At 63.9% G+C, this 25,648-nt stretch carries 24 protein-coding genes, 1 tRNA gene and 1 pseudogene; 12 read left to right on the top strand and 14 right to left on the bottom strand.

Translation table 11 applies throughout. The annotated features are described in order from the left end of the window. Positions 1–24 precede the first annotated feature (24 nt). From K3F49_RS37105 to mobB, 5 genes are all read right to left on the bottom strand, one after another. Positions 25–309, bottom strand: a complete 285-nt coding sequence (locus tag K3F49_RS37105; protein WP_234685808.1) for a hypothetical protein — start codon at positions 307–309, stop codon at positions 25–27. Between the two features lie 90 nt (positions 310–399). Beyond that, on the bottom strand, positions 400–2,055 hold the full coding sequence (locus K3F49_RS37100; RefSeq protein WP_234685807.1) for an OFA family MFS transporter: 1,656 nt from the start codon (positions 2,053–2,055) through the stop codon (positions 400–402). A gap of 317 nt (positions 2,056–2,372) precedes the next feature. After that, positions 2,373–2,636: a sulfurtransferase TusA family protein gene (locus tag K3F49_RS37095; protein WP_234685806.1), complete on the bottom strand. Its 264-nt coding sequence runs from the start codon at positions 2,634–2,636 to the stop codon at positions 2,373–2,375. Positions 2,637–2,692: 56 nt separating this feature from the next. Further along, positions 2,693–3,949, bottom strand: a complete 1,257-nt coding sequence (locus K3F49_RS37090) for a molybdopterin molybdotransferase MoeA (RefSeq protein WP_234685805.1) — start codon at positions 3,947–3,949, stop codon at positions 2,693–2,695. Positions 3,950–3,958: 9 nt separating this feature from the next. Continuing rightward, positions 3,959–4,486: a molybdopterin-guanine dinucleotide biosynthesis protein B gene (gene mobB, locus K3F49_RS37085; RefSeq protein WP_234685804.1), complete on the bottom strand. Its 528-nt coding sequence runs from the start codon at positions 4,484–4,486 to the stop codon at positions 3,959–3,961. Between the two features lie 215 nt (positions 4,487–4,701). Between mobB and fdhD the strand changes: the two genes are divergently transcribed. Continuing rightward, complete coding sequence (gene fdhD / locus K3F49_RS37080; protein ID WP_234685803.1) at positions 4,702–5,592, top strand: formate dehydrogenase accessory sulfurtransferase FdhD; 891 nt, start codon at positions 4,702–4,704, stop codon at positions 5,590–5,592. Continuing rightward, complete coding sequence (gene mobA, locus K3F49_RS37075; protein ID WP_346657397.1) at positions 5,582–6,229, top strand: molybdenum cofactor guanylyltransferase MobA; 648 nt, start codon at positions 5,582–5,584, stop codon at positions 6,227–6,229. The genes fdhD and mobA overlap by 11 nt, the downstream gene beginning before the upstream one ends. Before the next feature lie 6 nt (positions 6,230–6,235). On the opposite strand, the gene K3F49_RS37070 is transcribed toward mobA, so the two are convergent. The 4 genes from K3F49_RS37070 to K3F49_RS37055 form a co-directional block, all read right to left on the bottom strand. Beyond that, positions 6,236–6,535 (bottom strand): hypothetical protein, encoded by a 300-nt coding sequence (locus tag K3F49_RS37070; RefSeq protein ID WP_234685802.1) that lies wholly within the window; start codon positions 6,533–6,535, stop codon positions 6,236–6,238. A 178-nt stretch (positions 6,536–6,713) separates the two neighbouring features. Next, positions 6,714–8,663 carry a molybdopterin biosynthesis protein gene (locus K3F49_RS37065; protein ID WP_234685801.1) on the bottom strand — a complete coding sequence of 650 codons (1,950 nt, stop codon included), beginning with the start codon at positions 8,661–8,663 and terminating at the stop codon, positions 6,714–6,716. A gap of 13 nt (positions 8,664–8,676) precedes the next feature. Continuing rightward, positions 8,677–9,783: a molybdopterin-binding protein gene (locus K3F49_RS37060; RefSeq protein ID WP_234685800.1), complete on the bottom strand. Its 1,107-nt coding sequence runs from the start codon at positions 9,781–9,783 to the stop codon at positions 8,677–8,679. Between the two features lie 55 nt (positions 9,784–9,838). Next, a complete protein-coding gene (locus tag K3F49_RS37055) occupies positions 9,839–10,672 on the bottom strand; it encodes a substrate-binding domain-containing protein (RefSeq protein ID WP_234685799.1) in 834 nt (277 codons plus the stop codon). Positions 10,673–11,068: 396 nt separating this feature from the next. Between K3F49_RS37055 and K3F49_RS37050 the strand changes: the two genes are divergently transcribed. Continuing rightward, on the top strand, positions 11,069–11,962 hold the full coding sequence (locus K3F49_RS37050) for a helix-turn-helix transcriptional regulator (RefSeq protein WP_234685798.1): 894 nt from the start codon (positions 11,069–11,071) through the stop codon (positions 11,960–11,962). Positions 11,963–12,066: 104 nt separating this feature from the next. Continuing rightward, entirely contained in the window at positions 12,067–13,293 is a 1,227-nt protein-coding gene (locus K3F49_RS37045; RefSeq protein ID WP_234685797.1) for an ABC transporter substrate-binding protein, read from the top strand. A gap of 26 nt (positions 13,294–13,319) precedes the next feature. Here the strand turns inward: K3F49_RS37045 and K3F49_RS37040 are convergent, their stop codons facing one another. Then, positions 13,320–14,297 carry a TAXI family TRAP transporter solute-binding subunit gene (locus K3F49_RS37040; RefSeq protein WP_234685796.1) on the bottom strand — a complete coding sequence of 326 codons (978 nt, stop codon included), beginning with the start codon at positions 14,295–14,297 and terminating at the stop codon, positions 13,320–13,322. A gap of 106 nt (positions 14,298–14,403) precedes the next feature. On the opposite strand from K3F49_RS37040, the gene K3F49_RS37035 reads away from it, so the two are divergent. The 4 genes from K3F49_RS37035 to K3F49_RS37020 all read left to right on the top strand — a co-directional run bounded on the left by K3F49_RS37035 (position 14,404) and on the right by K3F49_RS37020 (position 18,407). Next, a complete protein-coding gene (locus K3F49_RS37035) occupies positions 14,404–15,378 on the top strand; it encodes a Bug family tripartite tricarboxylate transporter substrate binding protein (RefSeq protein ID WP_234685795.1) in 975 nt (324 codons plus the stop codon). 334 nt (positions 15,379–15,712) lie between these two features. Next, positions 15,713–15,788 (top strand) — tRNA-Ile (locus tag K3F49_RS37030). A 204-nt stretch (positions 15,789–15,992) separates the two neighbouring features. Continuing rightward, a complete protein-coding gene (locus K3F49_RS37025) occupies positions 15,993–16,562 on the top strand; it encodes a hypothetical protein (protein WP_234685794.1) in 570 nt (189 codons plus the stop codon). A 180-nt stretch (positions 16,563–16,742) separates the two neighbouring features. Further along, on the top strand, positions 16,743–18,407 hold the full coding sequence (locus K3F49_RS37020; protein ID WP_234685793.1) for an amidohydrolase: 1,665 nt from the start codon (positions 16,743–16,745) through the stop codon (positions 18,405–18,407). A gap of 269 nt (positions 18,408–18,676) precedes the next feature. On the opposite strand, the pseudogene K3F49_RS37015 reads toward K3F49_RS37020, so the two are convergent. Then, positions 18,677–18,823, bottom strand: a pseudogene (locus tag K3F49_RS37015) (EamA/RhaT family transporter); the annotation flags it as partial. A 131-nt stretch (positions 18,824–18,954) separates the two neighbouring features. On the opposite strand from K3F49_RS37015, the gene K3F49_RS37010 reads away from it, so the two are divergent. The 3 genes from K3F49_RS37010 to K3F49_RS37000 are packed head-to-tail and all read left to right on the top strand — an operon-like array spanning position 18,955 to position 20,851. Beyond that, a complete protein-coding gene (locus K3F49_RS37010) occupies positions 18,955–19,548 on the top strand; it encodes a glutathione S-transferase N-terminal domain-containing protein (RefSeq protein ID WP_234685792.1) in 594 nt (197 codons plus the stop codon). A 17-nt stretch (positions 19,549–19,565) separates the two neighbouring features. Continuing rightward, positions 19,566–20,291, top strand: coding sequence for an SDR family NAD(P)-dependent oxidoreductase (locus tag K3F49_RS37005; RefSeq protein ID WP_234685791.1), 726 nt, complete (start codon positions 19,566–19,568; stop codon positions 20,289–20,291). Positions 20,292–20,293: 2 nt separating this feature from the next. Continuing rightward, complete coding sequence (locus K3F49_RS37000) at positions 20,294–20,851, top strand: TetR/AcrR family transcriptional regulator (RefSeq protein WP_234685790.1); 558 nt, start codon at positions 20,294–20,296, stop codon at positions 20,849–20,851. A 939-nt stretch (positions 20,852–21,790) separates the two neighbouring features. Here K3F49_RS37000 and K3F49_RS36995 read toward each other — a convergent pair. Next, entirely contained in the window at positions 21,791–22,681 is an 891-nt protein-coding gene (locus K3F49_RS36995) for an RNA polymerase sigma factor (RefSeq protein WP_234685789.1), read from the bottom strand. 20 nt (positions 22,682–22,701) lie between these two features. Then, the gene (locus K3F49_RS36990; RefSeq protein ID WP_234685813.1) at positions 22,702–23,010 is read right to left on the bottom strand and encodes a hypothetical protein; all 309 of its coding nucleotides are present in this window, start codon (positions 23,008–23,010) and stop codon (positions 22,702–22,704) included. Between the two features lie 264 nt (positions 23,011–23,274). On the opposite strand from K3F49_RS36990, the gene K3F49_RS36985 reads away from it, so the two are divergent. Beyond that, positions 23,275–24,681 (top strand): DHA2 family efflux MFS transporter permease subunit, encoded by a 1,407-nt coding sequence (locus K3F49_RS36985; protein ID WP_234685788.1) that lies wholly within the window; start codon positions 23,275–23,277, stop codon positions 24,679–24,681. Between the two features lie 524 nt (positions 24,682–25,205). On the opposite strand, the gene K3F49_RS36980 is transcribed toward K3F49_RS36985, so the two are convergent. Then, complete coding sequence (locus tag K3F49_RS36980) at positions 25,206–25,628, bottom strand: GFA family protein (protein WP_234685787.1); 423 nt, start codon at positions 25,626–25,628, stop codon at positions 25,206–25,208. Positions 25,629–25,648 lie beyond the last annotated feature (20 nt).

Raw genomic sequence — 25,648 nt, 5'->3', positions numbered from 1 at the left:
CGCAAACGCAACGCGGAACCCGGCTCAGGTCTTGTCCATGCAGTCCTGGATGTAGAACCAGCGATCGTCGCCAACCAGTCCCTTGGCCTTCACCTCGGCGCGGCACGCCTTCAGCTTCGGCTTGTTGGCGGTCCACTTCGCCTTCATGTCCTTCAGTTTTTGCATGGTGAGCTTCATCTTGCCCGGCGGCTTGGCGTCGGTCGTCGCGGCAGGCGCGGTGGTGGCGGGCGCAGCCGCGGTTTGCGCGGACGCGGTGTGTAGGCCTGCTGCCAGCAGCATGGCGGCAAGGCAGATACGTGTTCGAAGCATCAGAATCCCCCTAGATCCCATTCTTGACTTGAAAGGCGAGCATCGCGGAATGCCGAGCCGTCGGCATTCCGCGACGATGTGAGTTTGCGATCAGAAGATCTTCACCGCGCTCTCGAGCGTCTTGTACACACCCCATGCCAGCGGAACACCGACGAAGGCCCAGAACAGCGCGGCCCTGACGTCCAAGCCGCCCTTGCCGATACCGAAGGAGCCGTGCTGGATGCCGGCTTCGCTCTTGGCGCTTGCTGCCTGAAGCTTGGCAACCTCCGCCTCGCTCATGTTCCACTTCGGATCGACTGGCTTGATCAGGTAGTTGCAGATCAAGCCCGCGATCAGCATGGCGCATAGAATGTACATGGTGGTGTTGTAGAGCTGGTCCCGCGGAACGCCTGCCGCGAGCTGGAACTCGCGAATGTAGTTCACCACGACGGGGCCGATGATGCCCGCGGTCGACCACGCCGTCAGCAGCCGGCCATGGATGGCGCCGACGAACTGGGTCCCGAACATGTCGGCGAGATAGGCCGGCACGGTCGCGAAGCCGCCGCCATACATCGACAGGATGATACCGAAGCCGAGCACGAACAGCAGCTTTGAGCCCATCGCCGCGAAGGTCGGCGCCAGCGCATAGAGCGCGATGCCGAGGATGAAGAACGTGTAGTAGGTGTTCTTGCGACCCATGAGGTCCGACATCGACGCCCAGAAGAACCGGCCGCCGATGTTGAACAATGACAGCAGACCAGCAAAGCCCGCAGCGATCGCTGCGATCGCTGCCTTCTGTTCAACCGAAAGCTGGCTGAAGGTCAGCTCCGGATGCCCGATCAGCTTGCCTGCGAATATCTCCTGGAGCATTGGCGAGGCCATGCCGATCACGCCGATACCCGCCGAGACGTTCAAGCAGAGCACCCACCAGATCAGCCAGAACTGCGGCGTCTTGTGTGCGTTGTTGAGATGGACGTGATGCTCGGTGATCATCGACTTCTTCTCACTCGGCGGGGTCCAGCCTTCGGGCTGCCAGCCGGCGGGAGTCACGCGATAGGCGAAGGCGCCGATCATCATGAAGACGAAGTAGACCACCCCCATCGTGACGAAGGTCTCCCAGACGCCGACCGAGGTGGGCGTCTTGAAGTAGTTGATCAAGAGATTGGCCAGAGGTGCTCCAATCATGGCACCGCCGCCAAATCCCATGATGGCCATGCCGGTCGCCATGCCGCGGCGATCCGGAAACCATTTGATCAAAGTCGACACCGGGGAGATGTAGCCGAGTCCAAGTCCCACGCCACCGATCACGCCGGCGCCGAGCCACATGATCCAGAGCTGGTGGACGTAGACGCCGAAAGCACCGATCAGAAGACCACCGCCCCAACAGCATGCGGCGACGGCACCCGCCTTGCGCGGACCGGCGCGCTCGAGCCAGCCGCCCCAGATCGCGGCGGAGACGCCGAGCAAGACAAAGAACAGGGTGTACATCCAGCCGAGGCTGGCGACCTTCCAGTCGCAGCTCGTGGTGAAGAGCTCCTGCCACAGCGAGATGTCGGGGCAGGCTTTCGGCGCGGTCAGGCCGATCGCGCGCGACAGCGGCAGCCAGAACACGGAGAAGCCGTAGGCCATGCCGATGCACAGATGGATGCACAGCGCTGCCGGCGGCACCAGCCAGCGATTGAAGCCGACTTTGGCGATTGTTCGCTCGCGATCCAGAAAACCGGCGCCAGCGCCTGAAATCCTTCCAGCGCTTTCAATTGTCGTCATGCATTCCTCCCCTGCAGCTGCCCTTCTGAGCAAGACTGCCGCTACTATCCTGTTCCTCAGCCCATTGCTGTGCAGCTGTTGCCCCTGCTGCCCCGCACAATCACCGACACGCGCCAGGATCGTCACGCGCGTCTGAAAAGTTAACCCCTCGATCGGGGCTCTATGCCCGATACGATTTGCAGGCTTCGAAACTGGCCCGCTGATCCGCGCATCGCAGACAACACTCAACCTCCGCGCCTGCACGGAGAAGGTCAATTTGGGCAGAAGCCGTGATCGATGTCGATAGATAAATGGTCGGTATCAGCGCGGTAACGCGCTCAAGAACGCAGCGCAGCATTGACGCTGCCTATTGGACCATTCGCTTTTTCTATCAAGAACACGATGTGCGCCTCGCTGCGCTCTGTGATCTCCACCGTGTCGCCCGTCTCGCGGATCAGGTTCGGAATGTCAATCACCGACAGCGGATCGGTACAGCGCACTTCGAGCTGATCGCCCGGCTGCAATGGTTTCAACGCCTTGCGCGTTTTCAAGGCGGGCAGCGGGCATTTCAGCCCGGTGAGATCAAGCGTCGTTCTGGTCATTGTTCTTGTCATGGGTGCAACATGGCGGGAGGGGCCGAGGACGTCAATGCAACCGCCTAGAGCAGATCAGCATAGGACAGGAAACCTACACGCTCGCCCGGCTCGACGCGCGCAACGTCTTCATTCAGTTCAATCAGGCCGTCGGTCTCGACCAATGACGACAATAGCCCAGCGCCTTCACGCGGAAACTTGATCGCTTCCAGCGCGCCATCCGGTGCGCGCCGCAAGGACGCCCGAACATATTCGCGGCGGCCCAGCTTCTTCTTGTAGGTGAACGCCGCGCGCAGCGGGATCGGCAACAGCGGCTCCGGCAGACTGCCGGCGAGCGCCAGCACCGTCGGCCGCACCACATGGACAAATGTGACAAAGCTCGCGACGGGGTTGCCGGGCAACCCGATCAACGGCGTGCCGCCGATGACGCCCATCGCCACAGGCCGGCCCGGCTTGATCGCCATCCGCCACAGCACCAGCGAGCCGACGCTCTCGACCGCCGCCTTGACGTGGTCTTCCTCGCCGGTCGAGACGCCGCCGGTGGTAAGGATCAGATCGTGCTGGCCTGCAACCTGCTTCAATCCGTTCGCGAGCGAGGTGCGTTCGTCACGCAGAATGCCGAGATCGGAGACCTCGCAGCCGAGACGGCGCAGCATCGCCATCAGCATGAAGCGGTTGGAATCGAACAGCTGCGAGGCCGTGCGCGGCTCGCCGGGCGAGGCCAACTCATCGCCGGTGGAGAAAACGGCGACTCGGATACGCCTGACGACATCGAGCCGGGTCAGACCGAAGGCCGCGGCAAGCGCGACGTGCTGGGGCCGCAGCCGCTGGCCGGCGCGTAACGCGACGTGCCCAACAGGAATGTCCTCGCCTGCCGGGCGAACGTTGGCGCCCGGCTTCAGCCCGGGTGGCAACACGATCTCGCCGGCGTCGTCGATGCGGACGTCTTCCTGCATGAAGACGGTCTCGGCGCCCGGGGGCATCGGCGCGCCCGTGAAGATACGTGCGGTGTGGCCGGGCTTGATCGGTGCTTGTGCAAAACCGCCGGCCTGGATGCGACCATCGAGCGGAAATGCCCGTTCCGCTTCTTGCGGAAGGTCGACATTGCCGACGGCGTAACCGTCGACGGCGGAGTTGGTAAAGGGCGGCAGCGGCAGCGGCGCCGCGATATCGCGCGCCAACACGCGCCCGTCGGCATCAACGAGCGCCACCGTCTCGAGATCGGCAATCGCGCTGACGCGTGCCGTGATCAAGCCAACGGCCTCGTCGACCGACATCATCGGTCCGCCGAAGGCAAAGCAATCGTCCGACAGTTGCGCCATGGTGCCTCGTCAGCGCATCGCCGCGCTTCTTGCAACCGCTTCCTCGACCGGCATCGCTGCGCGCAGCAGCAATGCCGCAGCGGCCGCGATGTCATCGAGATGGACAGTCGGCAGCCGGGTTTCAACCGCAACATCGGTCGCGATCCCGACAATGCCGGGATCGTCGGGGAACAACAGCGGCTTGTCGTTGGCCGCGCGATGCACCTCGATCTTGCGATGCGGCTCGCGCTTGAAACCTTCGACCACGACGAGATCGACCGCAGACAGCTTGCCCAGCAGTTCCGGCAGCCGCGGCTCGGCCGCGCCGCGCAATTCGTGCATCAAGGCCCACCGGTTCGCAGAGGCCACCAGCACTTCGGCCGCACCGGCCTCGCGATGGCGCCAGGAATCCTTGCCGGGCACATCGACGTCGAACTGGTGATGCGCATGCTTGATGACGGAGACGCGCAGGCCCTGCGCGTTGAAATGCGGGATCAGCCGCGTCAACAGCGTGGTCTTGCCCGCACCGCTCCAGCCTGCAAGGCCGATGACTTTCATTCCGGGTCCGTCTCCGCGCACAACTACGCCTCTGGTGGAACCACCGTCCCCTCCCCGTCATTGCGAGGAGCGTAGCGACGAAGCAATCCAGAGTGTCTCCGCGGAAAGATCCTGGATTGCTTCGCTACGCTCGCAATGACGAGAGGAAGCATTTTCCGCTTTCCGCTAGCATGCTTATATCGGCTTGACCCGAATGTCATGCTAACGTCGTGGCCATGATGAAGATCGACAAAGGCCCGGTGCCCCTGATCGTCCCGAATCCAGACGACCCGCGCCTGACCCAGAGCGTGACCGGGACCGACCAGACCGGTGCCAAGGTCGAGATCAAGGTACCGATGGAGCGGCCGCTGACGCTCTATTTGAATGCCCAGGAGATCGTCACGATGATGACGATCGGCGACTATCCGGAATATCTGGCGCTCGGCTACCTGCTGAACCAGAACATGCTGAAATATAATGACGCCGTCACCGAGGTCGAGTACGACGACGATCTCCAGGTGGTGGTGGTGCGCACCGAGCACCACACCAATTTCGAAGCCAAGCTGAAGAAGCGTACGCAGACCTCGGGCTGCGCGCAGGGCACCGCCTTCGGCGATCTGCTCGAGGCGGTCGAGAGTGTGGCGCTGCCGCAGGCCGAGCTGCGCACCTCCTGGCTCTACCAGATGACCCAGACCATCAATACCATGCCCTCGCTCTATCTGGAGGCCGGCGCGATTCACGGCTGCGTGCTGTGCAAGGAGGGCGAGCCGCTCTGCTACACCGAGGACGTCGGTCGCCACAACGCCGTCGACAAGATCGCAGGCTGGATGTACCGCCACGGCGTCGATGCCTCCGACAAAATCCTTTACACCACCGGACGTCTCACCTCGGAGATGGTGATCAAGACGGTACGGATGGGAATCCCGATCCTGGTGTCGCGTTCCGGCTTCACCGCCTGGGGCGTCGATCTCGCGAGGCAGGTGGGTTTGACGCTTGTCGGACGGACGCGCGGCAAGCGCTTCATCGCGCTCGCCGGCGAGGAGCGGATCGTCTACGACCAGAACCTCGATTACGTCGAAGAGGAATCGGCGAAGCACAAGCGCAAGGGCGAAGGTGGTGACGACTAGTACTCCGGCAACGAGCATTCCATCAACTCTTGGCGTGCTGCTCGCGGGCGGCCTTGCACGCCGCATGGGCGGCGGCGACAAGCCGATGCGGACCATCGGCGGCCGCACCATCCTGGAACGCGTGATCGCGCGCATGAAGTCCCAGTGCGACGCATTGATCCTCAATGCGAATGGCGATCCGGCGCGGTTCGCCGCGTTCGGCTTGCAGGTCATTGCCGATGACGTGCCCGGCTTCCCCGGCCCGCTCGCCGGCATCCTGGCCGCGCTCGACTGGACCGCGGCGAACCGGCCAGAGGTCGAATGGGTGCTCAGCGCCGCCGGAGACTGCCCGTTCCTGCCACGCGACCTCGTCGCACGGCTGCATGAGGCGCGGGCCCGGGAGAACGCGCAGCTTGCGGTCGCCGCATCCGGCAACCAGTCGCATCCGGTGATCGGCCTCTGGCGTGTCGCCTTGCGCAACGAGTTGCGTCACGCGCTGGTCGTCGAGGATCTCCGCAAGATCGACCGCTGGACCGCGCGCTACAAGCTGGCGACCGTGACGTGGCCGGCCGAGCCGCTCGATCCGTTCTTCAATGCCAACACGGTCGACGACATTGCCGAGGCCGAGCGCCTTGCGGCACTGGATGACGCGGCCTGAGACGCCTTACGATTTTGGAAACTCGTTGAGAAGCTGCGCCCAGATGATCGCGAAGGCGATCAGGCCGGCAAGGCCGACCAGGGTGGTGAACCGCGGCAGACGATTGATGGCGACCAGCAGCCAGGCCGGCAGGAAGAACAGCCCAAAGATCATGCCGAGCGGAAACACCGCGAGCCATTGAAAGCCGGTGCCATCGCCCTGCGGGACATGGGCGATCGCATAGAATGTGTAGAGCCAGAACAGCGTGCCAGCGGCTGCCACGAGGGCGGCGATCTTGCGAAAATTGCGGGAGGTTAACGCGGTCATGGGATTGCTCACGACCGTTAGTCGCAGCGACTGCCGTGGGCGTTCATCGGCTCAGGCCGCCAACGGCACCGACCAGGCGTCGTAGCCGTAGACCCAACTCGTATCGGTGCGTTCCTTCAGCCAGATATTGGCACGCGAGGTCTCCTGCACCCGCGTGGTCCGCACCTTCGCTTGTCGTCTACGCAGGCCGGAAGCCGGCTTGCTCCAGTGCCGCTCTGGCCTCGTCCGAGCCGAGTGCTTCGAGAAAGGCCTGCACTGCAGGCCGCTGCTTGCGCGCCGTCACCAAAGCAAAGTCATAATGTTCTTCCGCGAGCGGAATGAAACCGAGGCCGACCGCATGGGCGACCGGCGCAATGGTCATGCCCCAATCGGCGCGATGCTGCGCGACGGCTGCGGCGACCGCATTGTGCGAGCGCGGCTGGTTCCAATAGCCGTCCGGACGGGTGCCACCGAGCAGCCGGTCGATCAGGATGCGCGTCCCGGCGCCCTGGTTGCGGTTGACCATGATGCAGGTGGGGTCGGCGGGCGCAGCCGCAACGGCCTCCTTCGCGCCGAGCCCCTCAAAACGCGTGTCACCCTTGCGGAACACGATGCCCTGCATCCGCCGCCAGCCCGGAACGAGCTCGAGCCCTTCAGCGAGATACGGCGTGTTGTAGGTCTCACTCTTGTCGTCGAACAGATGGATCGGCGCGAGATCGCATTCGCCGCGCTTCGCTGCCGCAAGTCCGCCGAGGCTGCCCACGGCAATCGAGCGCACGGTGAGGCCGGCACGCGCGAGCGGTGCGGTGACGAGATCGAGGCCGGTGCAATGGCTGCCGACGATGACGAGATCAGGCACCCGCACATGCGGCGTAAACAGAGTGACCTCTGCTTCGGTCCCCGCCGGCATCTGGTCGGCGAGCGCGTCGATGCGCAAGAAGCCGCCGGCTTGCGCGAAGGACGTGATCGCACCAGAGCCCTTGCCGGAGGGATAGGCGATCAGGCCGTCCTTGCCCTCGACCAGCGAGACCATGACGAATTCGGTGCGGCCGAGCTCGGAAACAATGCGCACCGGCACGATGGCGCTCACCTTGGCATCGGAGCGCGGCGGCAGGCCGGCCATCTTGCGCAGCACCGGCACGATCATGTCGTGGAAGGTGAACATCGCGGAGGTCGGAAAGCCCGGCAGGATCACAACCGGCTTCCCGTCGCACACAGCCAGACACAGCGGCTTGCCCGGCTTGAGCGCTACGCCATGCGCAATGATGCCGGGCTGGCCAAGCCGGCCGATGATGCGATGGGATAGATCGCCCGCCCCCTTGGACGTACCGCCGGAGAGCACCAGCATGTCGGCATCCGCCAGCGCCTGGCGCATGGCAGCTTCGAGCCTGGCTTCGTCGTCGGGAATGGCGCCAAGCAAGACTGCATCGCCGCCGTTCTCGTCGATCGCGGCCGCGACGATGGCGCCATTGGTGTCGTAGATCGCAGCAGGCGCAAGCGCCTCGCCGGGCTGCACCAGTTCATCGCCGGTGGAGATCACCGCGACGCGCGGCTTCCGCGCAACTTTCACCTCGGCGATGCCACAGGCCGCCAGCATGCCGATCTCACGCGAGCCTATGATCGTGCCGGCACGCAGCAGCGCCTCGCCGCGCGCGATGTCGGATCCGGCATAGGACACGAACTGCCCCGGCGAGACGGCGCGACGAACCTCGATCTCATCCACGCCCGTCGGCTGGGTATGCTCGACCATGACCACTGCATCTGCGCCCCGCGGCAACGGGCCGCCCGTGGCGATTGGCGTTGCGGTCCCCACTGCGACCTGCAGCTTGGGCACGGTGCCGCAGTGAATTGTCTCGCCGTTCAGCGCGAGTCGCACGGGTGCGCCTTCACCGGCCGCGGAAACATTCGCCGAGCGCACGGCAAAACCATCAACATTGGAGCGGTCGAAGGGCGGCACGTCGATCGGTGCGGTGATGTCCTCGGCGAGCGCAGTGCCGAGTGCATCGCCAAGCCCGCGCTGCTCGCTGGGGATCGCGCGCGGAAACAGAGCCGCCTCGAAGCGTCTCAACGCCTCCTCACGCGAGAGGATCTTGAGGAATTGCTCCTGTTCGAGCGCGCTGCGGCCCGGCGCTTTTGGGATCATCGTCATGCCGGAACCCATATCATTCCCGCATCAAATAAGCATCGACCGGCTCGCCCGCCGCAAATCCCTCATGGCTGGCGGGAATGAGCAGCCATGCATGCGCTCCAGCAATGGCGTGGAGCGGCCATTCACCGACTGCAAGCGGCATCCACGTCTTATGTTCCTCGGCCAGCAGAGCGATCTCGGCAATGCCGACGCTGGAAGCGATCTTGCGCGCAAGCGGCAGAGTCACTTGGCGGCGCGGCTGCCGCGCCGCCATTTTGTCGACGAGCGGAAGCACCAGCGCGAACCAGACCGCAAGCGCCGAGCCGGGCGCCCCTGGCAGGGCAAGGACGGGAACTTTTCCCAGCCGCCCAGCGGCTGCGGTGCGTCCGGGCTGGAGCGCAAGACCATGGGCGAACTCCGCCCCGCGCCGAGCCAGCGCCGTCACCGCAGCATCCGCGCGACCCGCGCCGCTGCCGCCAATCGTCAGCAGCAGATCGCAGGCTGAGCCATCGAGCGCCTCCGCGATCGACGTCGCATCGCGTGAGCCGGCTTCATGCGCGATCACATCCAATCGCGCCGCGCGCGCGAGGTCGGTGATCATCTGCATCGTCGCGGTTGCGCCCGGCACGTTGACGATGCGCAGCCGCGGACGCCTGACGCTCAGCCTTTCGACATCGGCAACACGCGCGAGCAACAGGGTCGTTGCATCGATGGGATGTCCCGCCACGGCCGCGGGCGAGCGGTCTGCGGTGTCGCCACCGGCACGCCCGACGCCCTGCCCTGGAATGCCCTCGGCCAGAGCCTGGGCGAGCGGGCCCGACACCTCGACATCGCTGGCATCGAGCACGCAGTCGCATCCGATCGGCATCGCATCGCCGGCATCGACCCACACTGGAAGCTCGGTCAGAGGCAACGGCGAATAGGAGGACGCACCGACGAGATCGTTGGCGCGCAACGCCCAGCCGTCTACGGCGGCAATGTCGCGCGGCGGATAGGCTGATAGCAACGGCATCCCCGCGGCGACACAGCCGACCGCTTCGGTCAGCGGCAATTCGACCGGCGCCACCGGACCGACGCCACGCAGCAGCACGGCGAGTGCGGTGTCGAGCGGCGTCAGCGAGGGCGGCAGGCGCTGGGTCATGCCTCGTGATGGATCACGCATCGCGCGGTTTGGCAACCGCTCGTGCCTCGACCAATCAGCCGCCCGGCTTGTCCGCGTTCGGGAAGAACACCTGTTGCCCGTCGACCTTGTAGCCGGCGATCGCCGCCTGCCCTTCCGGCGAGATCAACCAGTCGATGAAGATCTGGCCCAGTTCCTTCCTGACGTTCGGATGCTTATCCGGGTTCACCAGCATGACACCGTATTGGTTGAGCAACCGCTTGTCGCCCTCGACGATGATGTCGAGATCGCCGCGTTCCTTGAAGGCGATCCAGCTGGCGCGGTCGGCGAGCACATAGGCGTTGGCCTTGCGCGCGGCGTCGAGGGCAGCGGTCATGCCTTGCCCGCTCTCGCGATACCAGGCACCCTTGGTGCTGGCGATGTCGATGCCGGCGACGATCCAGAGTGCAAGCTCCGCCGCGTGGGTGCCGGAACGATCGCCACGTGTTATGAACGGCGCACCCTTGGCCTCGATCGCCTTTAGCGCCGTCGCGATGTCCTTGCCCTTCACACCGACGGGATCGCTCTTCGGCCCGATCAGCACGAAATCGTTGTACATCACGTCGTAACGCTTCGTGGCAAAGCCGTCGGCGACGAATTTCTCCTCCTGCGGCCGGGCATGCATCAACACGACGTCAGCCTCGCCTCTCCGTGCCCCGTCGAGCACCTCGTCGCTGCGGCGTGCGATCACCGTCACCTCGATGCCGGTCTTGTCGCGGACAATCGGCAGCAGATAGTCAAGCAGGCCGGAATCCTGCGTCGATGTCGTCGAGGCCAGGACAATCGCGCGCTCCTCGGACGACGAGGCCGGGATGCCCCCGGCGAGGCCGCAGAGAAGCGCAAATGCAACTGTCAGTCGGCGAACGGCCATGACGGGTTCCCATTGGATACGAGGCGATCATGATGGTCGATTGCGCCGCACTCGTGACGGCCTTGCCCGTCGCGACGGCAACAGGAGATAGAGTTTGGCTTTACCCGCTACCGAAAGGCAAGTTTGCGACGCGTCCGCGGCCGCACTGAGACGAGTCATTCGGGACATTTCGGCAATCAATCAACCGGCACGTTGATTGCAATCACGAGCGCAACGGCCGCAAGGCCCGCACCATTCGAGCCTCGCAAGATCGTCAACCAAAATCTAAACACGCGTCGGGATGTGTTGCAAAGCAACGAGATCATCAGGCATGGTTCGCGCGGACAAAAATCGAAGTGCAGAATTCCGCCTGCGTTGAACGTCAAAAAGAAGCAAGAATTTGCATAGGAATGCAGGATGGAATTCCTGACGACCAGTGAAGCCGCGGACTATCTCCGTCTCGGCGAACGCAAGCTCTACGAACTCGTGACCAACGGCGCGATCCCCTGCACCAAGGTGACCGGCAAATGGCTCTTCCCGCGTCACGAGCTCGATCTCTGGGTGCTGTCGGGCATGGCGCGTCCGGCCGGCATGCTGACAGCAGAGCCGCCTCCGGTCGTGGGCGGCAGCCAGGACGAGCTTCTGGATTGGAGCCTGCGTGAATCCGGCTCTGGCCTCGGATCGATGACCGAAGGCAGTGCGCGTGGGCTCGAGCGCCTGCAACGCGACGAGGTGATGGCAGTCGCCGTGCATTTCCACAGCCTCGATGCCGAAGGCAATCACGCCTCTGACGCCAGCGCGACGGCGCTGCGGGACGCGCCCCACCTGCATGACGCGCTGCTGGTCGCGTTCGTGCGCCGCGAACAGGGTCTCGTGCTGCCGCAGGGCAATCCGAAACGGCTGCGCGGTCTCTCCGACGTGCTCGCGCTCGGCTCGCGGATGGCGATGCGGCAACAGGGCACGGGCGCGCAGATGCTGCTCGACGTGCTGCTGACGCGCGCGGGCGCCTCGATGCGCGATCTGCGCCGGGTGGGGACGCCGGCCCTCACCGGGCCCGATCTCGCCGAAGTGGTCCGCGCCGGACAGGCCGATTGCGGCGTTGCGACGCGCTCGGCGGCGCGCTCGGCGGGTCTCGATTTCGTGCCGCTGGTCTGGGAGAATTTTGACCTCGCGATGCGGCAGCGCAGCTATTTCCGCCCCGCCATGCAGGCCCTGATCCGGTTCCTCAGCGAACGGCGGCTGCGCCAGCGCGCCGAGGAGCTGACGGGCTACGATCCCTCGCCCGCCGGGCAGATCCGCTTCGCGGCCTGAGATTGACGCCCACCCCAAAATAGTTGCAAAAGAAACCAATTCAGCCGGGCCATACCCGGCAAAAGCAACTTTCGGCCAACGCGCCGGATCAGGGGAGGACAAGCGTGAATCCAGCGAGATTTGGACTGCCGGTCGCGGCTGCCTTTTTAGCGATGCCCTTGGCGGCGCTGCTGCCGGTTGCGGCGTCGGCGCAGGTGTCCGACGACATCGTCAAGATCGGCGTGCTCACCGACATGAACGGCCCGGCCTCCGCGCCGACCGGCCAGGGTTCGGTGACGGCGGCACAGATGGCGATCGACGATTTCGGCGGCACCGTGCTCGGCAAGCCAATCAGCATCGTGATCGGCGACCACCAGCTCAAGGCCGACATCGGCGGCGCGATCGCGCGGCGCTGGTACGACGTCGACCAGGTCGATCTGATCGTCGACGTGCCGGTCTCGGCCGTCGGCCTCGCGGTACAGAACATCGCGAACGAGAAGAAGCGGCTGTTCATCACCCACTCCACCGGCACCGCGGACTTCCACGGCAAGTTCTGCTCGCCTTACGCAATGCAGTGGGTGTTCGACACCCGCGCGCTCGCGGTCGGCACGGCGGATGCGGTGGTCAAGCGCGGCGGCGACAGCTGGTTCTTCATCACCGACGACTACGCCTTCGGCCACTCACTCGAACGTGACGCCTCCACCGTCATCACCGCCAATGGCGGCAAGGTACTGGGCTCGGTGCGGCCGCCGCTGGCGACGCCCGACCTCTCCTCCTTCGTGCTACAGGCGCAGGCCTCCAAGGCCAAGATCATCGGCATCGCGGCAGGTCCCCCCAACAACATGAACGAGATCAAGACCGGCTCGGAGTTCGGCGTGTTCAAGGGCGGCCAGCAGATGGCAGCGCTTCTCGCACTGATCACCGACATCCACGGCCTCGGCCTGCAGGCCGCCCAGGGCCTGTTGCTGACGACCTCGTTCTATTGGGACATGGACGACAAGACCCGCGAATGGTCGAAGCGCTATTTCGCCAAGATGAACAAGATGCCGTCGATGTGGCAGGCCGGCGTCTATTCGAGCGTGATGCACTATCTCAACGCCATCAAGGCGACCGGCACCGACGATCCGCTCAAGGTCGCGGCGAAGATGCGCGAGACGCCGGTCGAGGATTTCTTCGCCCGCAACGGCCGCTTGCGTGACGACAATCTGATGGTGCACGACCTCTGGCTGGTGCAGGTGAAGACGCCGGAGGAAAGCAAATATCCGTGGGACTATTACAAGATCCTCGCCACGATCTCGGGCGACAAGGCGTTCGGGCCGCCGGACCCGGCGTGCCCGATGCTGAAGAAGTGAGAGCGTGACGGCCGCTCAGGCGACCGTCACTTCACGACGCCAATCTCGCGAAAATACTTCATCACGCCCGGATGAATCAGCTCCGGCTTCGGCGCGGCGGCGACCGTGTTCGCCGCCGTGGTCTCGCAGGCCTGGGCGAGCTTCTTGCAGAAAGTCACTTCAGCGCCGCGCAGCGTCTTGGCGAGACGATAGGCGATGTCGTCGGGCAGATCCTCACGCGTCAGCACAAAGCTCCAGGAACCGAGCGAGGCGATCGGCTCGGACTGTTTTGGATAGGCGCCGGCCGGCACGGTCAGGGGTTTGAGGAAAGCGTGCTTGGCGCGGATGCGCGTGATCTCTTCAGCGGTGGGCGCGATGAAGCGGGCGCCTGACGCGCTCGATGCGACCGCCGCGAAACCCGGCCAGCCGATGCCGGCGCCCCAGAGCGCGGCCACACGGCCGTCCTCGACCATCGCGGGGCCGTCGCCGGCGCGGTCGAGATAGATCGCCTTGAAATCCTCGTCCTGCTTCAGGCCGAGGCCATCGAGCACATAGCGCGCCAGGATCGGAAGGCCCGAGCCTTTGGCGCCGAACGCAACCCGCTGACCGACGAGATCGTGAATCGTCCTGTAGGGACTGTCCGCCCGCACCACGAACATGCCGGGGTTGGAATAGATCGCGGTCAAGATCTTCAGCCGCACCGGAGCGCGCGCGATGCCGGCAAACGCTTCATAGGCCGGCTCGCCAGCGACCAATGCGAGATCGAGCTCGCCTTTCTCCAGCAGCGGAACGTTCTCGTTGCTGCCCTTGGTGTTGCGCGGGGCGATGGTGAGCGTGCGATCCGCCGCATTCATCACCTCTGCGAAGGCGTTACCATAGAGCGGGAAACCGCCGCCGGGCGTCGCGGTGCCCAGGCTGATCGTGGTGGTGGAAATAGCATTGCCTCCGGTTTGAGCCGCAGCGGGGCCGGCAAGGGAATTTGCGAGCAGCGCCGCACTGACGAGAATGGGAAAAGCGAATTTCATGGTCGTTCCGGCTGCGCCTGCGTCAACTTCGACTTGAGGCGATGTAGGCAGCGGGCGGTTTTTGTGAAAGCATGCCCGCAACGACAATAGAACAATGGGAGGCGACATGTTGCGAATTTTGCGTAACGCTGTTTTCGGGCTGGTTTTTCTGTTCGGTCTTTTCGCCGCGTCCCCTCCCGCCTCCGCCGCCTACCCCGACCGCCCCGTGCACTGGCTGATCGGCTTTGCCGCCGGCGGCCCGGTCGACATCGTCGCGCGCATCATGGCGCAGGCGCTGTCGGATCGCCTCGGCCAGCAATTCATCGTCGAGAACCGCGCGGGCTCCGGCGGCAACATCGCAGCCGGTGCTGCGATCAACGCAGCCCCCGACGGCTACACGCTGCTGTTCGTCGCCCCCAACAACGCGATCTCGACCTCGCTCTACAAGAAGCTGCCGTTCGACTTTTTGCGCGACACCACCCCCGTTGCGAGCATCATGCAGCTCACCAACATGCTGGTCGTCTCCAATGCGTTTCCCGCCAAGACGGTTCAGGAGTTCATCGACTATTGCAAGGCCAATCCCGGCAAGATCTCGTTCGCCTCGTCCGGCAACGGCACCTCGGTGCACATGTCGGCGGAGCTGTTCAAGGTGATGACCAAGTGCGACATGGTGCATGTGCCCTATCGCGGATCGGCGATCGCCTTCCCCGACATCATCTCCAACAAGGTGCAGCTGATCTTCGACAATCTGCCGTCCGCGCTGGAGCAGTCGAAGGGCGGCAATGTCCGCGCGCTGGGCGTGACCTCGCCGCAGCGCTGGCCCGCCGTGCCCGACGTGCCGGCGATCGCCGAGACCGTGCCGGGCTTCGAATCGGTCGGCTTCTACGGCATCTCCGCGCCGAAGGGCACGCCGGGCGAGGTCGTCGAGATCCTCAACAAGGCGGTCGATGACGCGCTGAAGGACCCGAAGGTGGCGGCGCGGCTGACCGAGAACGGCGGCATCCCCAGGCCGATGACGCCGGCCGAGTTCGGCAAGCTCGTCGCTGACGAGACCGCGAAGTGGAAGAAGGTCGTGGAGTTCGCCGGGGTGTCGGTGGACTAGGCGGGTGGCGCGCAACCCTCATTGGAGGGTTGGACAAGGGGGACTTTCGGGTCCCCCCTCAAAAATTCTAAAACAACCCCATGCACAGTAGAAAAGTCAGGCAGTTTCAGCGGGTTACCGATCCGACAGCGCGCACCACCGCAAAAGACGTTTGACACGTCGGGCAAAACAGTGGCATAAGCCGATCATCGTTAAATTCGGTTATTCGGAATCATCGGATCCTGCGGCATCTGACATTCCGAGCGGCGGGCCCCGGCATTGCACCCCCGCTTCCATCCCTGTAAACGAACCGCGCACCGTTGCCGGCCGCTACCATCGCGGTCGTCTCGCGGCGGGGCCTGTAGCTCAATGGTTAGAGCCGGCCGCTCATAACGGTCTGGTTGCAGGTTCGAGTCCTGCCGGGCCCACCACGCTTCGCCCTGCGGGCTACGCGTGGCGCAGCCACGCAGCAGACCGAAGGGCGAAGCGTGGTGTCCGGCGTAGCTGGAGCGAAGCGAAAGCGAAGACGGACTGTTGGCGGGCTTCCGCTCGGCGAGCCAGCACCACGAGCTCTTAGCAAAACAAGAAGGCTGTGCTTGTAAACTCGAGGAATCTTCTTGATAAATCCGAGAGCCATGACCTCGTTTTCTCAATTCCCCGGGAAAGAAGAACACACGCTACGCTGGCTGCCCTTTGTTGCCGCTATCGTCACCGTCACGACCGCATCTCCCTTGGCGTGGGACAAGAGCTTTGGCACGTTTTTGTTTCTTATCTCAGTCTACGTGCCCACGATTGCATTGGTTTGCATCGGACTCTGCATCTGGGCGGGGGTCGAGCGGAAATCACCCCGGGCTCGTTCGATAGTCATTTCGCTCGTCGTGACGCTCACTCTGATCGGCGGAACATTCTGGGCACTGCCGCGAGTCAAGGATCAACTTCGGTTTCAGGCTTGGTCTCTCACGCACGACGACGCCCTTAGAGGGTTCGCAGACAAGGACTCGATCGTGCTGGATTGGGAAAGCTGGGGGATGGCCGGCATGGAAAACGACGCCTACCTCGTCTCGAACCCGAGCGATAACCTCGCTGAGGACGGTGGAGCTTCGGAGTGGCTTCGCCACCTCGGATCAAGTTGCGAAATCGTTGCTTCGAAACGGATGCGTCGTGGAATCTATATCGTCGCGACTTACAATTGTCCGCTGCGATAGCAGCAAGCCCCCTGGGCCATTAGCCAATTTTCCGATGGACTGTCTGATTTTATTTGAGACATGATCAAGATCACGACACTCCCCTCTGCGACACGTGACGTCCGCGAGCGCATCCAGCGGCGGATGTGTAGCGCTGCTACTGCCTCTCTCGCTCCTGCCTCTCTCATTCCGGAACCGAACATGCGCAAGCTTCTCGCGATTTTGGTGATCTCGTGCTGGGCGACTTTGGCTTACGCACAAAAGGCCGACCTCCAAAAGGCCGACCTCGTTGTCACGAACGCAAAAATCGTGACGCTGGATGGCGCATCGACGATCGCGCAGGCGATCGCAGTCCGCGAGGGCAGAATCGTTGCCGTCGGCGGCAACGATGCCATGGACAGCCTGATCGGGCCAGCGACGCGCCGCGTTGATGCAGGCGGACGCACGATCATTCCGGGATTGATCGATTCCCATATTCACGCCGTGCGCGCCGGCCTCACCTATGCGACCGAGGTCAACTGGATCGGCGCAAAGACGATTGGTGAGGCGATGGACCGCTTGCGCCAGGCGGCAAAGGCGCGCCCGGAATCCTGGATCATCGTGGCCGGTTGCTGGAGCGAGTTGCAGTTTGCGGAGAAGCGGCGGCCGACGCTCGCCGAGGTGCTGTCGGCCGTCCCTGATAATCCGGCTTACATCCAGCTGTTCTATTCGTCTTTGCTGATGACGCCGAAAGCGCAGCAGGCCCTCGGCATCTCCGCGGATCAATTGCCGGCCGGCATCACGACTGAGCGCGCCGCATCGGGCGACACCACTGGGTGGTTCAACGGCTCCATCGTCAGCATCTCCGCGCTGTTCGATCGGCTGCCGAGGCCGAATTTCGATGAGAATGTCGCCGGCACAAGGCAGTTCTTCACGGAGCTCAATCGTCTTGGAATTACCGGGATTGTGGATCCCGGCGGCTTCAGCATTTATCCCGGCCATTACGCCGCCCTGCAAAAGCTCTGGCGCGAGAAATCATTGTCGGTGCGGGTCGCCTTCAGCCTGTTCGCCCAGAATGTCGGCGCGGAATTCAAGGAGTACAAGACGCTGACGCCGTTCCTGCCGATGGGATTCGGCGACGACATGCTGCGGTTCAACGGCATCGGCGAGCGCATCACCGGCGCCATGTACAACAACAACGCGCCCGACGCCGCCGCCAAGGCCAAATTTCTCGAGATCGTTCGCTGGGCAGCCAAACAGGGGCTGACGGTCACCATCCACTGGCAGGAAGACAAATCGGTCCATGAGCTGCTCGACCTCTATGAAGAGGTCAACAAGGAGACGCCGATCGCGCCGCTGCGCTGGTCCATCGCCCATCTCGACAACACCACGTCTGAGACGCTTCTGCGGATGAAGGCCCTCGGCATCGGCTGGACCATGCAGGACGCCATGTATCTCGGCGGCGACCGTATCGTGGCGCAGGCCGGCGAAGCCGCGCGCCACCTACCGCCCATCGGCACCGCGTTGCGCATGGGCGTCCATGTCGGAGCCGGCACGGATGCGCATCGGGTCGCATCCTACAATCCGTTCGTTGCGCTGCAATGGATGCTCGACGGCAAGACCGTCGGCGGCCTCTCGACGCGCGGCCCGGACGAAACACCCAGCCGCGAAGAGGCCTTGCGGCTCTATACCGTGGGAAGCGCCTGGTTCTGCTTCGACGAGACGCGGCGCGGCACGCTAGAGACCGGCAAGCTCGCCGACTTCGCAGTTCTCGACCGGGATTTCATGTCTGTGCCGGTCGAGCAGATTGGGGCCACGGCGTCGGTGCTGACGGTCGTGGGCGGCAGGGTTGTCTACGCGGCGGATGGCTTCGCAAGCTTCAAATAAGAACTGGGAGCCTATCGTGTTGCTCTCACGCAATCTCGGCTTATGTCCACTGCACCAATGCGTCGACGATGCTTCCGTGGTGAACCGCGGTGAAGGCGTCACGCATCACGACAACGCCGCCGCCGGCTCACGAGCAAATGTCGCCAAGCTATCGTCAATGTCCTGATCGCTGCGAACCGGTGCAGCGCGACACTGGAGGCGCGATCTCTTTGAGCAGTTCGATCCATTTGCCCGTCAAGTCTTCTGTTGTATCGGTGAATCCGGTGATGTGAGACCAGCGCGAACAACGATAGCTGGTTGAATCCCTCGAGCCCCGGCCGAACGACGATGAGAACGCCGATAAACCCGGCCGCGATCGCGAGCCAACGCCGCCAGCCGACGGGTTCGCCGAACGTCAGGGCGGCACCGAGTGCGAGCAAGCCGCGCACCAGCTCAAATCAGTTTCCGGCTCGGAATCATTTCGAGATTGACTTTATAGACGACCGGTCGTATTCATTCAATATGACCGGTCGCCTTAATCCTGAATGCCCTTACGAGGAGAGTTGGTATGAAGCTGATTGGCACCTATCTGTCGCCGTACGCGAGGCGGGTCGCGGCGGCCTTGATCTCTCGCGGCCTGTCTTTCGAGCATGAGGCCGTGAACGGCTACCGAGAGTTCGAGCTCGCGAGCCGTTATAATCCGGTGGCAAAGGTACCCTCACTGGTGCTCGACGATGGCGAGGTCCTGATCGACAGCACGGCCATCCTTGACTACCTCAATGAACTGACGCCCTCGGCACCGCTTATCCCCGCCGGATCGAGAGCCCGGCGGACGACGCTCAAGCTCGCGGCGATTGGTTACGGCGTTTATGAACAGGCCACCAGCCTCTCGTTCCGCGGACGCGAGGTCCCTGAGACCGAAGCCAAGCGCTGGAGGGCGCAGATCCTTGGAGGCTTGGGCGCGCTCAACGAGGCCGCGCGCAATGGCGGACCGCTCAGGGCGACGCCGCTGGACGCGGCAACGATCACCGCTATCGTAGCGGTGGAGTACCTCGCGCGGACGAATCCGGATTTGGAGCTTCCCGCAATCCCCGCCCTGGCCGAACTCGCGGCCGAGTATCGAGACGCACCGCCCTTCGCGCTGACAAGGGTCGCAGCATGAGGCGCATGGAGGAAGACATGACTGATCGGATCGCTCTCATCGCAGGCGTCGGCGGCGCGACCGGCGCGGCGCTCTCACGGCGCTTCGCACAAGGCGGATATCGTGTGGCGATGATCGCCCGCAACGCCGGGCGGCTTGAGGAACTCGAAGCGCAGATACCCCGTGCGCGCGGCTATCCTTGCGACGTCGCCGATCTTGACCGGCTCGGTAAAACTGTCGAGCGCGTGCAGTCCGAGCTAGGGGCTCCTCATGTGCTCATCCATAACGCCGTCGCGGCAACATTCGCCAAGATCCTCGATGCATCGGTCGAGGATCTGGAACGAAATTTTCAGGTGAACACCACCTCCCTGTTCTATCTGGTGCAGAAGCTTGCGCCGGCGATGATCGACCGCGGCGAGGGAGCCATTATGGTCACTGGAAACACGTCGTCGTTCCGGGGCATCCCGCTGCGGCCGGCCTTCGCGCCGACCAAGGCCGCCCAGCGCATCCTCGCGCAGTCGCTGGCAAAGGATTTGGGTCCGAAGCGCGTGCATGTTGGATATATCACCATCGATGCCGCTATCGACGCCCCATGGAGGAGGAACACTTTGCCGCTCCCGGATTGGCCGGATAAGCCGGATGACCATTTCGCCCATCCCGACGCGATTGCAGACGAGGTTTACCATATCGCGCATCAACATCCCTCCACCTGGTCGTTCGATCACGTCATCAGGCCTTTCGCTGAGAACTGGACCCTGAACTGACCATGCCCAAACCCAATCACAAGGAAGCACTTCTCGAGGCGGGCCTCACGGCATTTCATCATCGCGGCTATCATGCGACCGGTGTTCAGGAGATCGTCTCGTCGGCCGGTGTGCCGAAGGGCTCCTTCTACAGCCATTTCGAAAGCAAGGATGCTCTCGGCCTAGCGGCGCTGGCGCGTTACTGGGAGGACCGCGCCAAGGCGCGTGCCCTGCTGCGGGACGCCAGCCTTCCCGGCCTCGAGCGGCTTGACCGCTACCTTGCTGCGCTCGGCTATAGCGATGATGGCTGCCTGATCGGCAATTTCACGGCGGAGCTGGCGCAACTCGACGCCTTCCGCCAGGATTTGTCGCAGCTGTGGCGCCAGTGGACGGAAGCGCTTTCCCAGTGCCTGGCGGACGGGCAGCGCGACGGCAGCGTGCGAACCGACGTGCCTGCCCCCGAGCTTGCGCGCACGGTTCTGGCGCTTTGGGAAGGCGCTGTGCTCTCAGCGAAGGTCGAGCGCGGACCCAAGCCCCTCAACGTGGCGCGTCGAACGCTGCGGCATTTGCTGGCGCCGTGACGCATAGAAAATCCCTGATGCGTAGCGAGAACAGCTAATGCATCGATTGCTCAAGCTCCGCTCCGGTCGTGGACGAGAGGCGTCAGCGAACGGATGACTCCGCCTTCTCGTTCGACGGCGGAAACTCCTTCGGCCTACCCGTCGCTCGTCCTATCGTCTCGACAATGGCCGCGGGCCGCACCAATTTCGCACCAGAAACGATCTCATCAAAACCAACAGACGCGATCGAAAGCAAACGAAGCCACAAGAAAATCAACGAATCCGACCGTAATCCCGTCGCTCATAACGGTCTGGTTGCAGGTTCGAGTGCCGGGCCCACCACGCTTCGCCCTTCGGGCTACGCGTGGCGCAGCCACACAGGGGCGAAGAGCGAAGGACTGTTCCGCTCGCTTCGGCTAGGCAAGCCCGTGCCAAGAACTCCAACCGAAGTGCGCGAAGGCTGTCGCGCCGAAGCCCGCAGGGCGACGGCGGACGAACCATGCATCTCCACCTATGAGGCAGTTACACGCTCACCGTTCAGTCCGCGAACGGACCGCTTCTGCACTTCGAATATTGCTGGTCGCATTTCTGCATGCATTTCGTGCCGGTGCATCTTGAATTGTTGCAGCTCACCCATTTTCGATCGCACATGGATGCCCGGGCAGACGCCGGTGAGGTCGACCACGCGAACAGAACAATCGCACTGCAGGCGAATGCCATCAGGCGACGGGATTACGGGGACAGTGCACTCAGTGACGCCGGCCGCTTTCGTGGGCTCGAAGGCTCGAATTAAGTGTACTGGACTGCACCCCTTAAGTGAGACACGATAATTACAGTGACAGCGGGGTTGTCACGATGCGTTACCGCGCTCTGTTTCGCGCGAAGGTAGGCCGCTGGCGATTCCAGCGACCTCATTGCGTTGGGCAACTAAAGCCTTCGCGCCTGCGAGTGCTGATCCACTCACCCTCCATCCACCACGCACTCCGCACCATCGATAACGTAGGCTGCGTGACGAAAATCCCTGATGGTGGCGAGCTTGCCGGCGGACCAGTTCAGCAGCATGAAATATTTCGCCCGCCCGGCCGGCTCGTTCGGATCGAACACCAGGATCGCGGGGCGTCCCTCGACCTGCCCCGTCACCAGGTGCCAGTCGCTGACCTTCGAGTAGTTGCCGAAGTAATTCGAGACCTCGACCTTGCCTTTCAGCCTGGTGCGGTTGACGAGCTCGAGCCTGACGTCGTCGGCGATCATGGCGCGGATCGCGTCGAAGTCGCGGGCATTGAAATGACCGACATAGGCATTGAGCCGCGTGCGATCGGCTTGCGACAGGCCCGGCTGCGGCATATCGTCAGGCTCCCCCGCAAACTCACGCAGCTGCGTGCGCCCACGATGCAGCGCGGCCTTCACCGCCGGCAGGCTGAAATCCATGATGTCGCAGACCTCGGCAAGCGAGCAGCCGAGCACGTCCATCAGGATCACGCTGGATCTCTGAGCCGTCGACAGCCGCATGAAGGTGCGCAGGCTGGTCGCAGCGATCTGGCGGCTTTCCACATCATCGAGCTGGTCGGCGATCATGTCCACCTCCTCAGCCGAATGCAGCCCCGCTTGCCGGTTGCGGCGACGCAGGAAATCCAGCGCGGTGTTGTGCGCGATACGGAACAGCCAGGCCTCCGGATTGACGACGGGCGCGGCCGCCTGCACCGCTTCCATCGCCTTGATCAGCGCATCCTGAAGCACGTCCTCGCCGTCGATGACCGAGCCAACCATGCGCGCGCAGTAGCGATGCAGTTTCGGTCGCATCCGCGCCAGCAGGGGCTCGATATCGATATTGGCCAGCGGGTCTGGCGCCATTGCTTCTCCGCCTCGCCTGTTCAGGATTCGTCCAGCATACGGTAGTTGCCGACGATCTTCACATCACGAACCAGCGGCGGCTCGGCGCAGCGGTCGCGGATGCCGTCCTGGAACGCCTGAAACGCCTTGAGTTTCGGAATCGGGCTCGATCCGTCCTCGGTCGCGGCCTCGACAAAATGGATGAACGTGTCGTCCTCCAGCCGCAGGGTCAGATAGCGTACGCCGTCGGGGCTGGCCGCCTTCAATTCCGCAAATACGGCCGAAACCAGCTCGGCGTTCCTGTCGGCCAGCTCCGGCCTGGTCTTGTATCTGATCAACGTCCGCTTCATCGCGCGCTCCTTGTTCATGTCGCGACCTGGCTCGCTCATCGCGCGCCATCTTTCCATTTCAGCATGACCCTCCCGGAAAGAGGTCGCCCCGCTTTTCCGGATCAAGGTCGCGTCAATGGCCGCGTCACCCTCCAAGGACGTTTGCCGGCCGGCGAAGGATGCGGCCCGGAATAAATTATTTTCGCCGCATCCTTTGCGCCTCCGGCCTCGTCTCACCCGCAGAACGCGCCGCGACAGGGCGGCTCGACACACGGAGACAGGGCGATGCAGACCCCTACCTTTCGCGCCGAACAGAAGTGGGTGCTTGGCGTCACCGCGCTGGCATCCTTCATGATGGCGCTGGACGCCATGATCATCACGACGGCATTCGCGGCCATCCGCGCCGAATTCGGCAGCCCGGTCGAGACGCTGCAATGGACCGTCAACGCCTTCAACCTGACCTTTGCCGTGCTGCTCCTGGCCGGCGCCGCGCTCGGCGACCGCTTCGGTCGCCGCCGCATGTTCGCGGCCGGGATCGCCCTGTTCGTCGTTGCATCGGCGGCCTGTGCGCTCGCAGGCAATGCGACCGCGCTGATCGCCGCCCGCGCGCTGCAGGGCGCCGGCGCCGCGCTGGTGATGCCGCTGGGGACGGCGATCCTGGGCAGCACGTTCGGCCGGGAGCAGCGCGCCCGTGCGCTCGGCATTTTCAGCAGCATCATCGGCTGCGCGCTGATCATCGGCCCCGCCATCGGCGGCTCCATCACCGAACATTTCGGCTGGCGCTGGGTGTTCTGGATCAACCTGCCGATCGGCCTGATCGCGATCGCCCTGGTGCTGGCACGCTTGCGCGAAAGCTTCGGACCGGCGGCCGCCCTGGACATCCCCGGGATATCGCTCGTTGCCCTCGCGGCGCTGGCGCTGGTCTGGAGCCTGTTGCGCGGCAACGCCGTGGGGTGGGCGAGCGCCGAGGTCATGGGCACGCTGATGGCAGGCCTGGCGTTCACAGCCGGCTTCGTGCTCTGGGAATTGCGCGCGGCCGCGCCGATGGTGCCGATGCGGCTGTTTGCATCGCGCGCCGTCGCCGCCGGCATGTCCGCGAGTGTCCTCTTCTACGCCGCGATGTATGGCGTCTTGTTCCTGCTGCCGCAGTTCCTGCAGACCGCGCTGGGCTTCGACGCCTTCGGCGCCGGACTTCGCCTGCTGCCCTGGACGGCGACGCTGTTCGTCACCGCCCCGGTCGCCGGCGCGGTCGTCAACAGGTTCGGCGAGCGGCCGCTGGTGGTGACGGGATTGCTGATGCAAGCCATTGGCCTTGGCTGGATCGCGGAGATCGTGAGTCCCACGGTTCCCTACTCGGCCCTGGTCGCGCCGCTGGTGCTGGCCGGCGTCGGCGTCTCGATGGCGACGCCAGCAGCGCAGAACGCCGTCCTGAGCTCGGTCGCGGTGGCCGAAATGGGCAAGGCGTCCGGCATCTTCAACATGGGCCGCTTCCTCGGCGGCATGTTCGGCGTCGCTGCGCTGGTCGCGAACTTCTCGGCCAACGGCGGGGTCGATTCGGTTGCGCATTTCGAGAGCGGTTTCGCTGCGGCGATGAGCCTCGCCGCTACTCTGTCGCTGGCCGGCGCGATTGCGGGGTTTTTCCTACCGGCGCGGCGACGGACCGCCGGCGCGGCCGCGCCGCAAGATGCGTGACGCTCTCGGACGAGGGTCGCGGCGCTCGCATCAGGATCGCGCGATGCGCCGGCCGCGGCTGGCGCTGCGGTCGGCTGATTTCCACCTATGAGGCAGTTACACGCTCACCGCTCAGTCCGCGAACGGACCGCTTCTGCACTTCGAATATTGCTGGTCGCATTTCTGCATGCATTTCGTGCCGGTGCATCTTGAATTGTTGCAGCTCACCCATTTTCGATCGCACATGGATGCCCGGGCAGACGCCGGTGAGGTCGACCACGCGAACAGAACAATCGCACTGCAGGCGAATGCCATCAGGCGACGGCGGCTGACATGCGCGGGGGTCGTCGGGACGATTTTCATTCTGATCTCCTGTTCTATAAATGCGTGCATTGAATTGTTGCGAGGGCAATCATCGAAAGCCGACGCATGTTCAATCTCGTGGTTGCGATGAAAATTCCTGGTGCATCAACTGTCGGGCTCGCGAGCCACAGTCGGACGGCCTTTCCTTTGGGCGGGCGTGGTCAAACTGCCGATGAGGACCGTTACTCCGCAACGGTGTCACCGGACCCGCCGAGTTCGGCCGGAAAATCCCGGAGCTTCGGGAGGCCGTCGCGCATCGGCAGGACCGTCTCGGCGTAGTTGACGTGAACCCCGGGCTGGAAATCCAGCGTCGGTATCGTCGCGGCGAACACGTCCACCAGTCCGAGCGGCGGATGATTGGTGAGGAGATGACCGCCGCATTGCTTGCAGTAGCGGCGCTCGCTGAGCGGCGTCTTCTGGTACGTCGCCACGTTCTCGGCTCCGGATGTGATCTCGACCGCCTCGGCCTTCCAAAGGCTGAAGGCGTTGACCGGACCGCCCGACCAGGAGCGACAGGAGCGGCAATGACAATATCCCATCGCCTCCGGCGCACCGGTGACGACGAGCCTGACGGCTCCGCAAAAGCAGCTTCCGACGTGCTTCATATGTTTCCCTTTCGAAGTTG

The organism is Bradyrhizobium monzae (genome assembly GCF_021458635.1).
Taxonomy (GTDB): domain Bacteria; phylum Pseudomonadota; class Alphaproteobacteria; order Rhizobiales; family Xanthobacteraceae; genus Bradyrhizobium.
This window is presented reverse-complemented; position numbering and strand designations above follow the sequence as displayed.

Excerpts from the sequence above, each read along its gene's own strand:
- K3F49_RS37105 (WP_234685808.1), bottom strand. The coding sequence starts at position 309 with ATGCTTCGAACACGTATCTGCCTTGCCGCCATGCTGCTGGCAGCAGGC.
- K3F49_RS37100 (WP_234685807.1), bottom strand. The coding sequence starts at position 2,055 with ATGACGACAATTGAAAGCGCTGGAAGGATTTCAGGCGCTGGCGCCGGT.
- K3F49_RS37095 (WP_234685806.1), bottom strand. The coding sequence starts at position 2,636 with ATGACCAGAACGACGCTTGATCTCACCGGGCTGAAATGCCCGCTGCCC.
- K3F49_RS37090 (WP_234685805.1), bottom strand. The coding sequence starts at position 3,949 with ATGGCGCAACTGTCGGACGATTGCTTTGCCTTCGGCGGACCGATGATG.
- mobB (WP_234685804.1), bottom strand. The coding sequence starts at position 4,486 with ATGAAAGTCATCGGCCTTGCAGGCTGGAGCGGTGCGGGCAAGACCACG.
- fdhD (WP_234685803.1), top strand. The coding sequence starts at position 4,702 with ATGATGAAGATCGACAAAGGCCCGGTGCCCCTGATCGTCCCGAATCCA.
- K3F49_RS37070 (WP_234685802.1), bottom strand. The coding sequence starts at position 6,535 with ATGACCGCGTTAACCTCCCGCAATTTTCGCAAGATCGCCGCCCTCGTG.
- K3F49_RS37065 (WP_234685801.1), bottom strand. The coding sequence starts at position 8,663 with ATGACGATGATCCCAAAAGCGCCGGGCCGCAGCGCGCTCGAACAGGAG.
- K3F49_RS37060 (WP_234685800.1), bottom strand. The coding sequence starts at position 9,783 with ATGACCCAGCGCCTGCCGCCCTCGCTGACGCCGCTCGACACCGCACTC.
- K3F49_RS37055 (WP_234685799.1), bottom strand. The coding sequence starts at position 10,672 with ATGGCCGTTCGCCGACTGACAGTTGCATTTGCGCTTCTCTGCGGCCTC.
- K3F49_RS37050 (WP_234685798.1), top strand. The coding sequence starts at position 11,069 with ATGGAATTCCTGACGACCAGTGAAGCCGCGGACTATCTCCGTCTCGGC.
- K3F49_RS37040 (WP_234685796.1), bottom strand. The coding sequence starts at position 14,297 with ATGAAATTCGCTTTTCCCATTCTCGTCAGTGCGGCGCTGCTCGCAAAT.
- K3F49_RS37035 (WP_234685795.1), top strand. The coding sequence starts at position 14,404 with ATGTTGCGAATTTTGCGTAACGCTGTTTTCGGGCTGGTTTTTCTGTTC.
- K3F49_RS37025 (WP_234685794.1), top strand. The coding sequence starts at position 15,993 with ATGACCTCGTTTTCTCAATTCCCCGGGAAAGAAGAACACACGCTACGC.
- K3F49_RS37020 (WP_234685793.1), top strand. The coding sequence starts at position 16,743 with ATGCGCAAGCTTCTCGCGATTTTGGTGATCTCGTGCTGGGCGACTTTG.
- K3F49_RS37010 (WP_234685792.1), top strand. The coding sequence starts at position 18,955 with ATGAAGCTGATTGGCACCTATCTGTCGCCGTACGCGAGGCGGGTCGCG.
- K3F49_RS37005 (WP_234685791.1), top strand. The coding sequence starts at position 19,566 with ATGACTGATCGGATCGCTCTCATCGCAGGCGTCGGCGGCGCGACCGGC.
- K3F49_RS37000 (WP_234685790.1), top strand. The coding sequence starts at position 20,294 with ATGCCCAAACCCAATCACAAGGAAGCACTTCTCGAGGCGGGCCTCACG.
- K3F49_RS36995 (WP_234685789.1), bottom strand. The coding sequence starts at position 22,681 with ATGGCGCCAGACCCGCTGGCCAATATCGATATCGAGCCCCTGCTGGCG.
- K3F49_RS36990 (WP_234685813.1), bottom strand. The coding sequence starts at position 23,010 with ATGAAGCGGACGTTGATCAGATACAAGACCAGGCCGGAGCTGGCCGAC.
- K3F49_RS36985 (WP_234685788.1), top strand. The coding sequence starts at position 23,275 with ATGCAGACCCCTACCTTTCGCGCCGAACAGAAGTGGGTGCTTGGCGTC.
- K3F49_RS36980 (WP_234685787.1), bottom strand. The coding sequence starts at position 25,628 with ATGAAGCACGTCGGAAGCTGCTTTTGCGGAGCCGTCAGGCTCGTCGTC.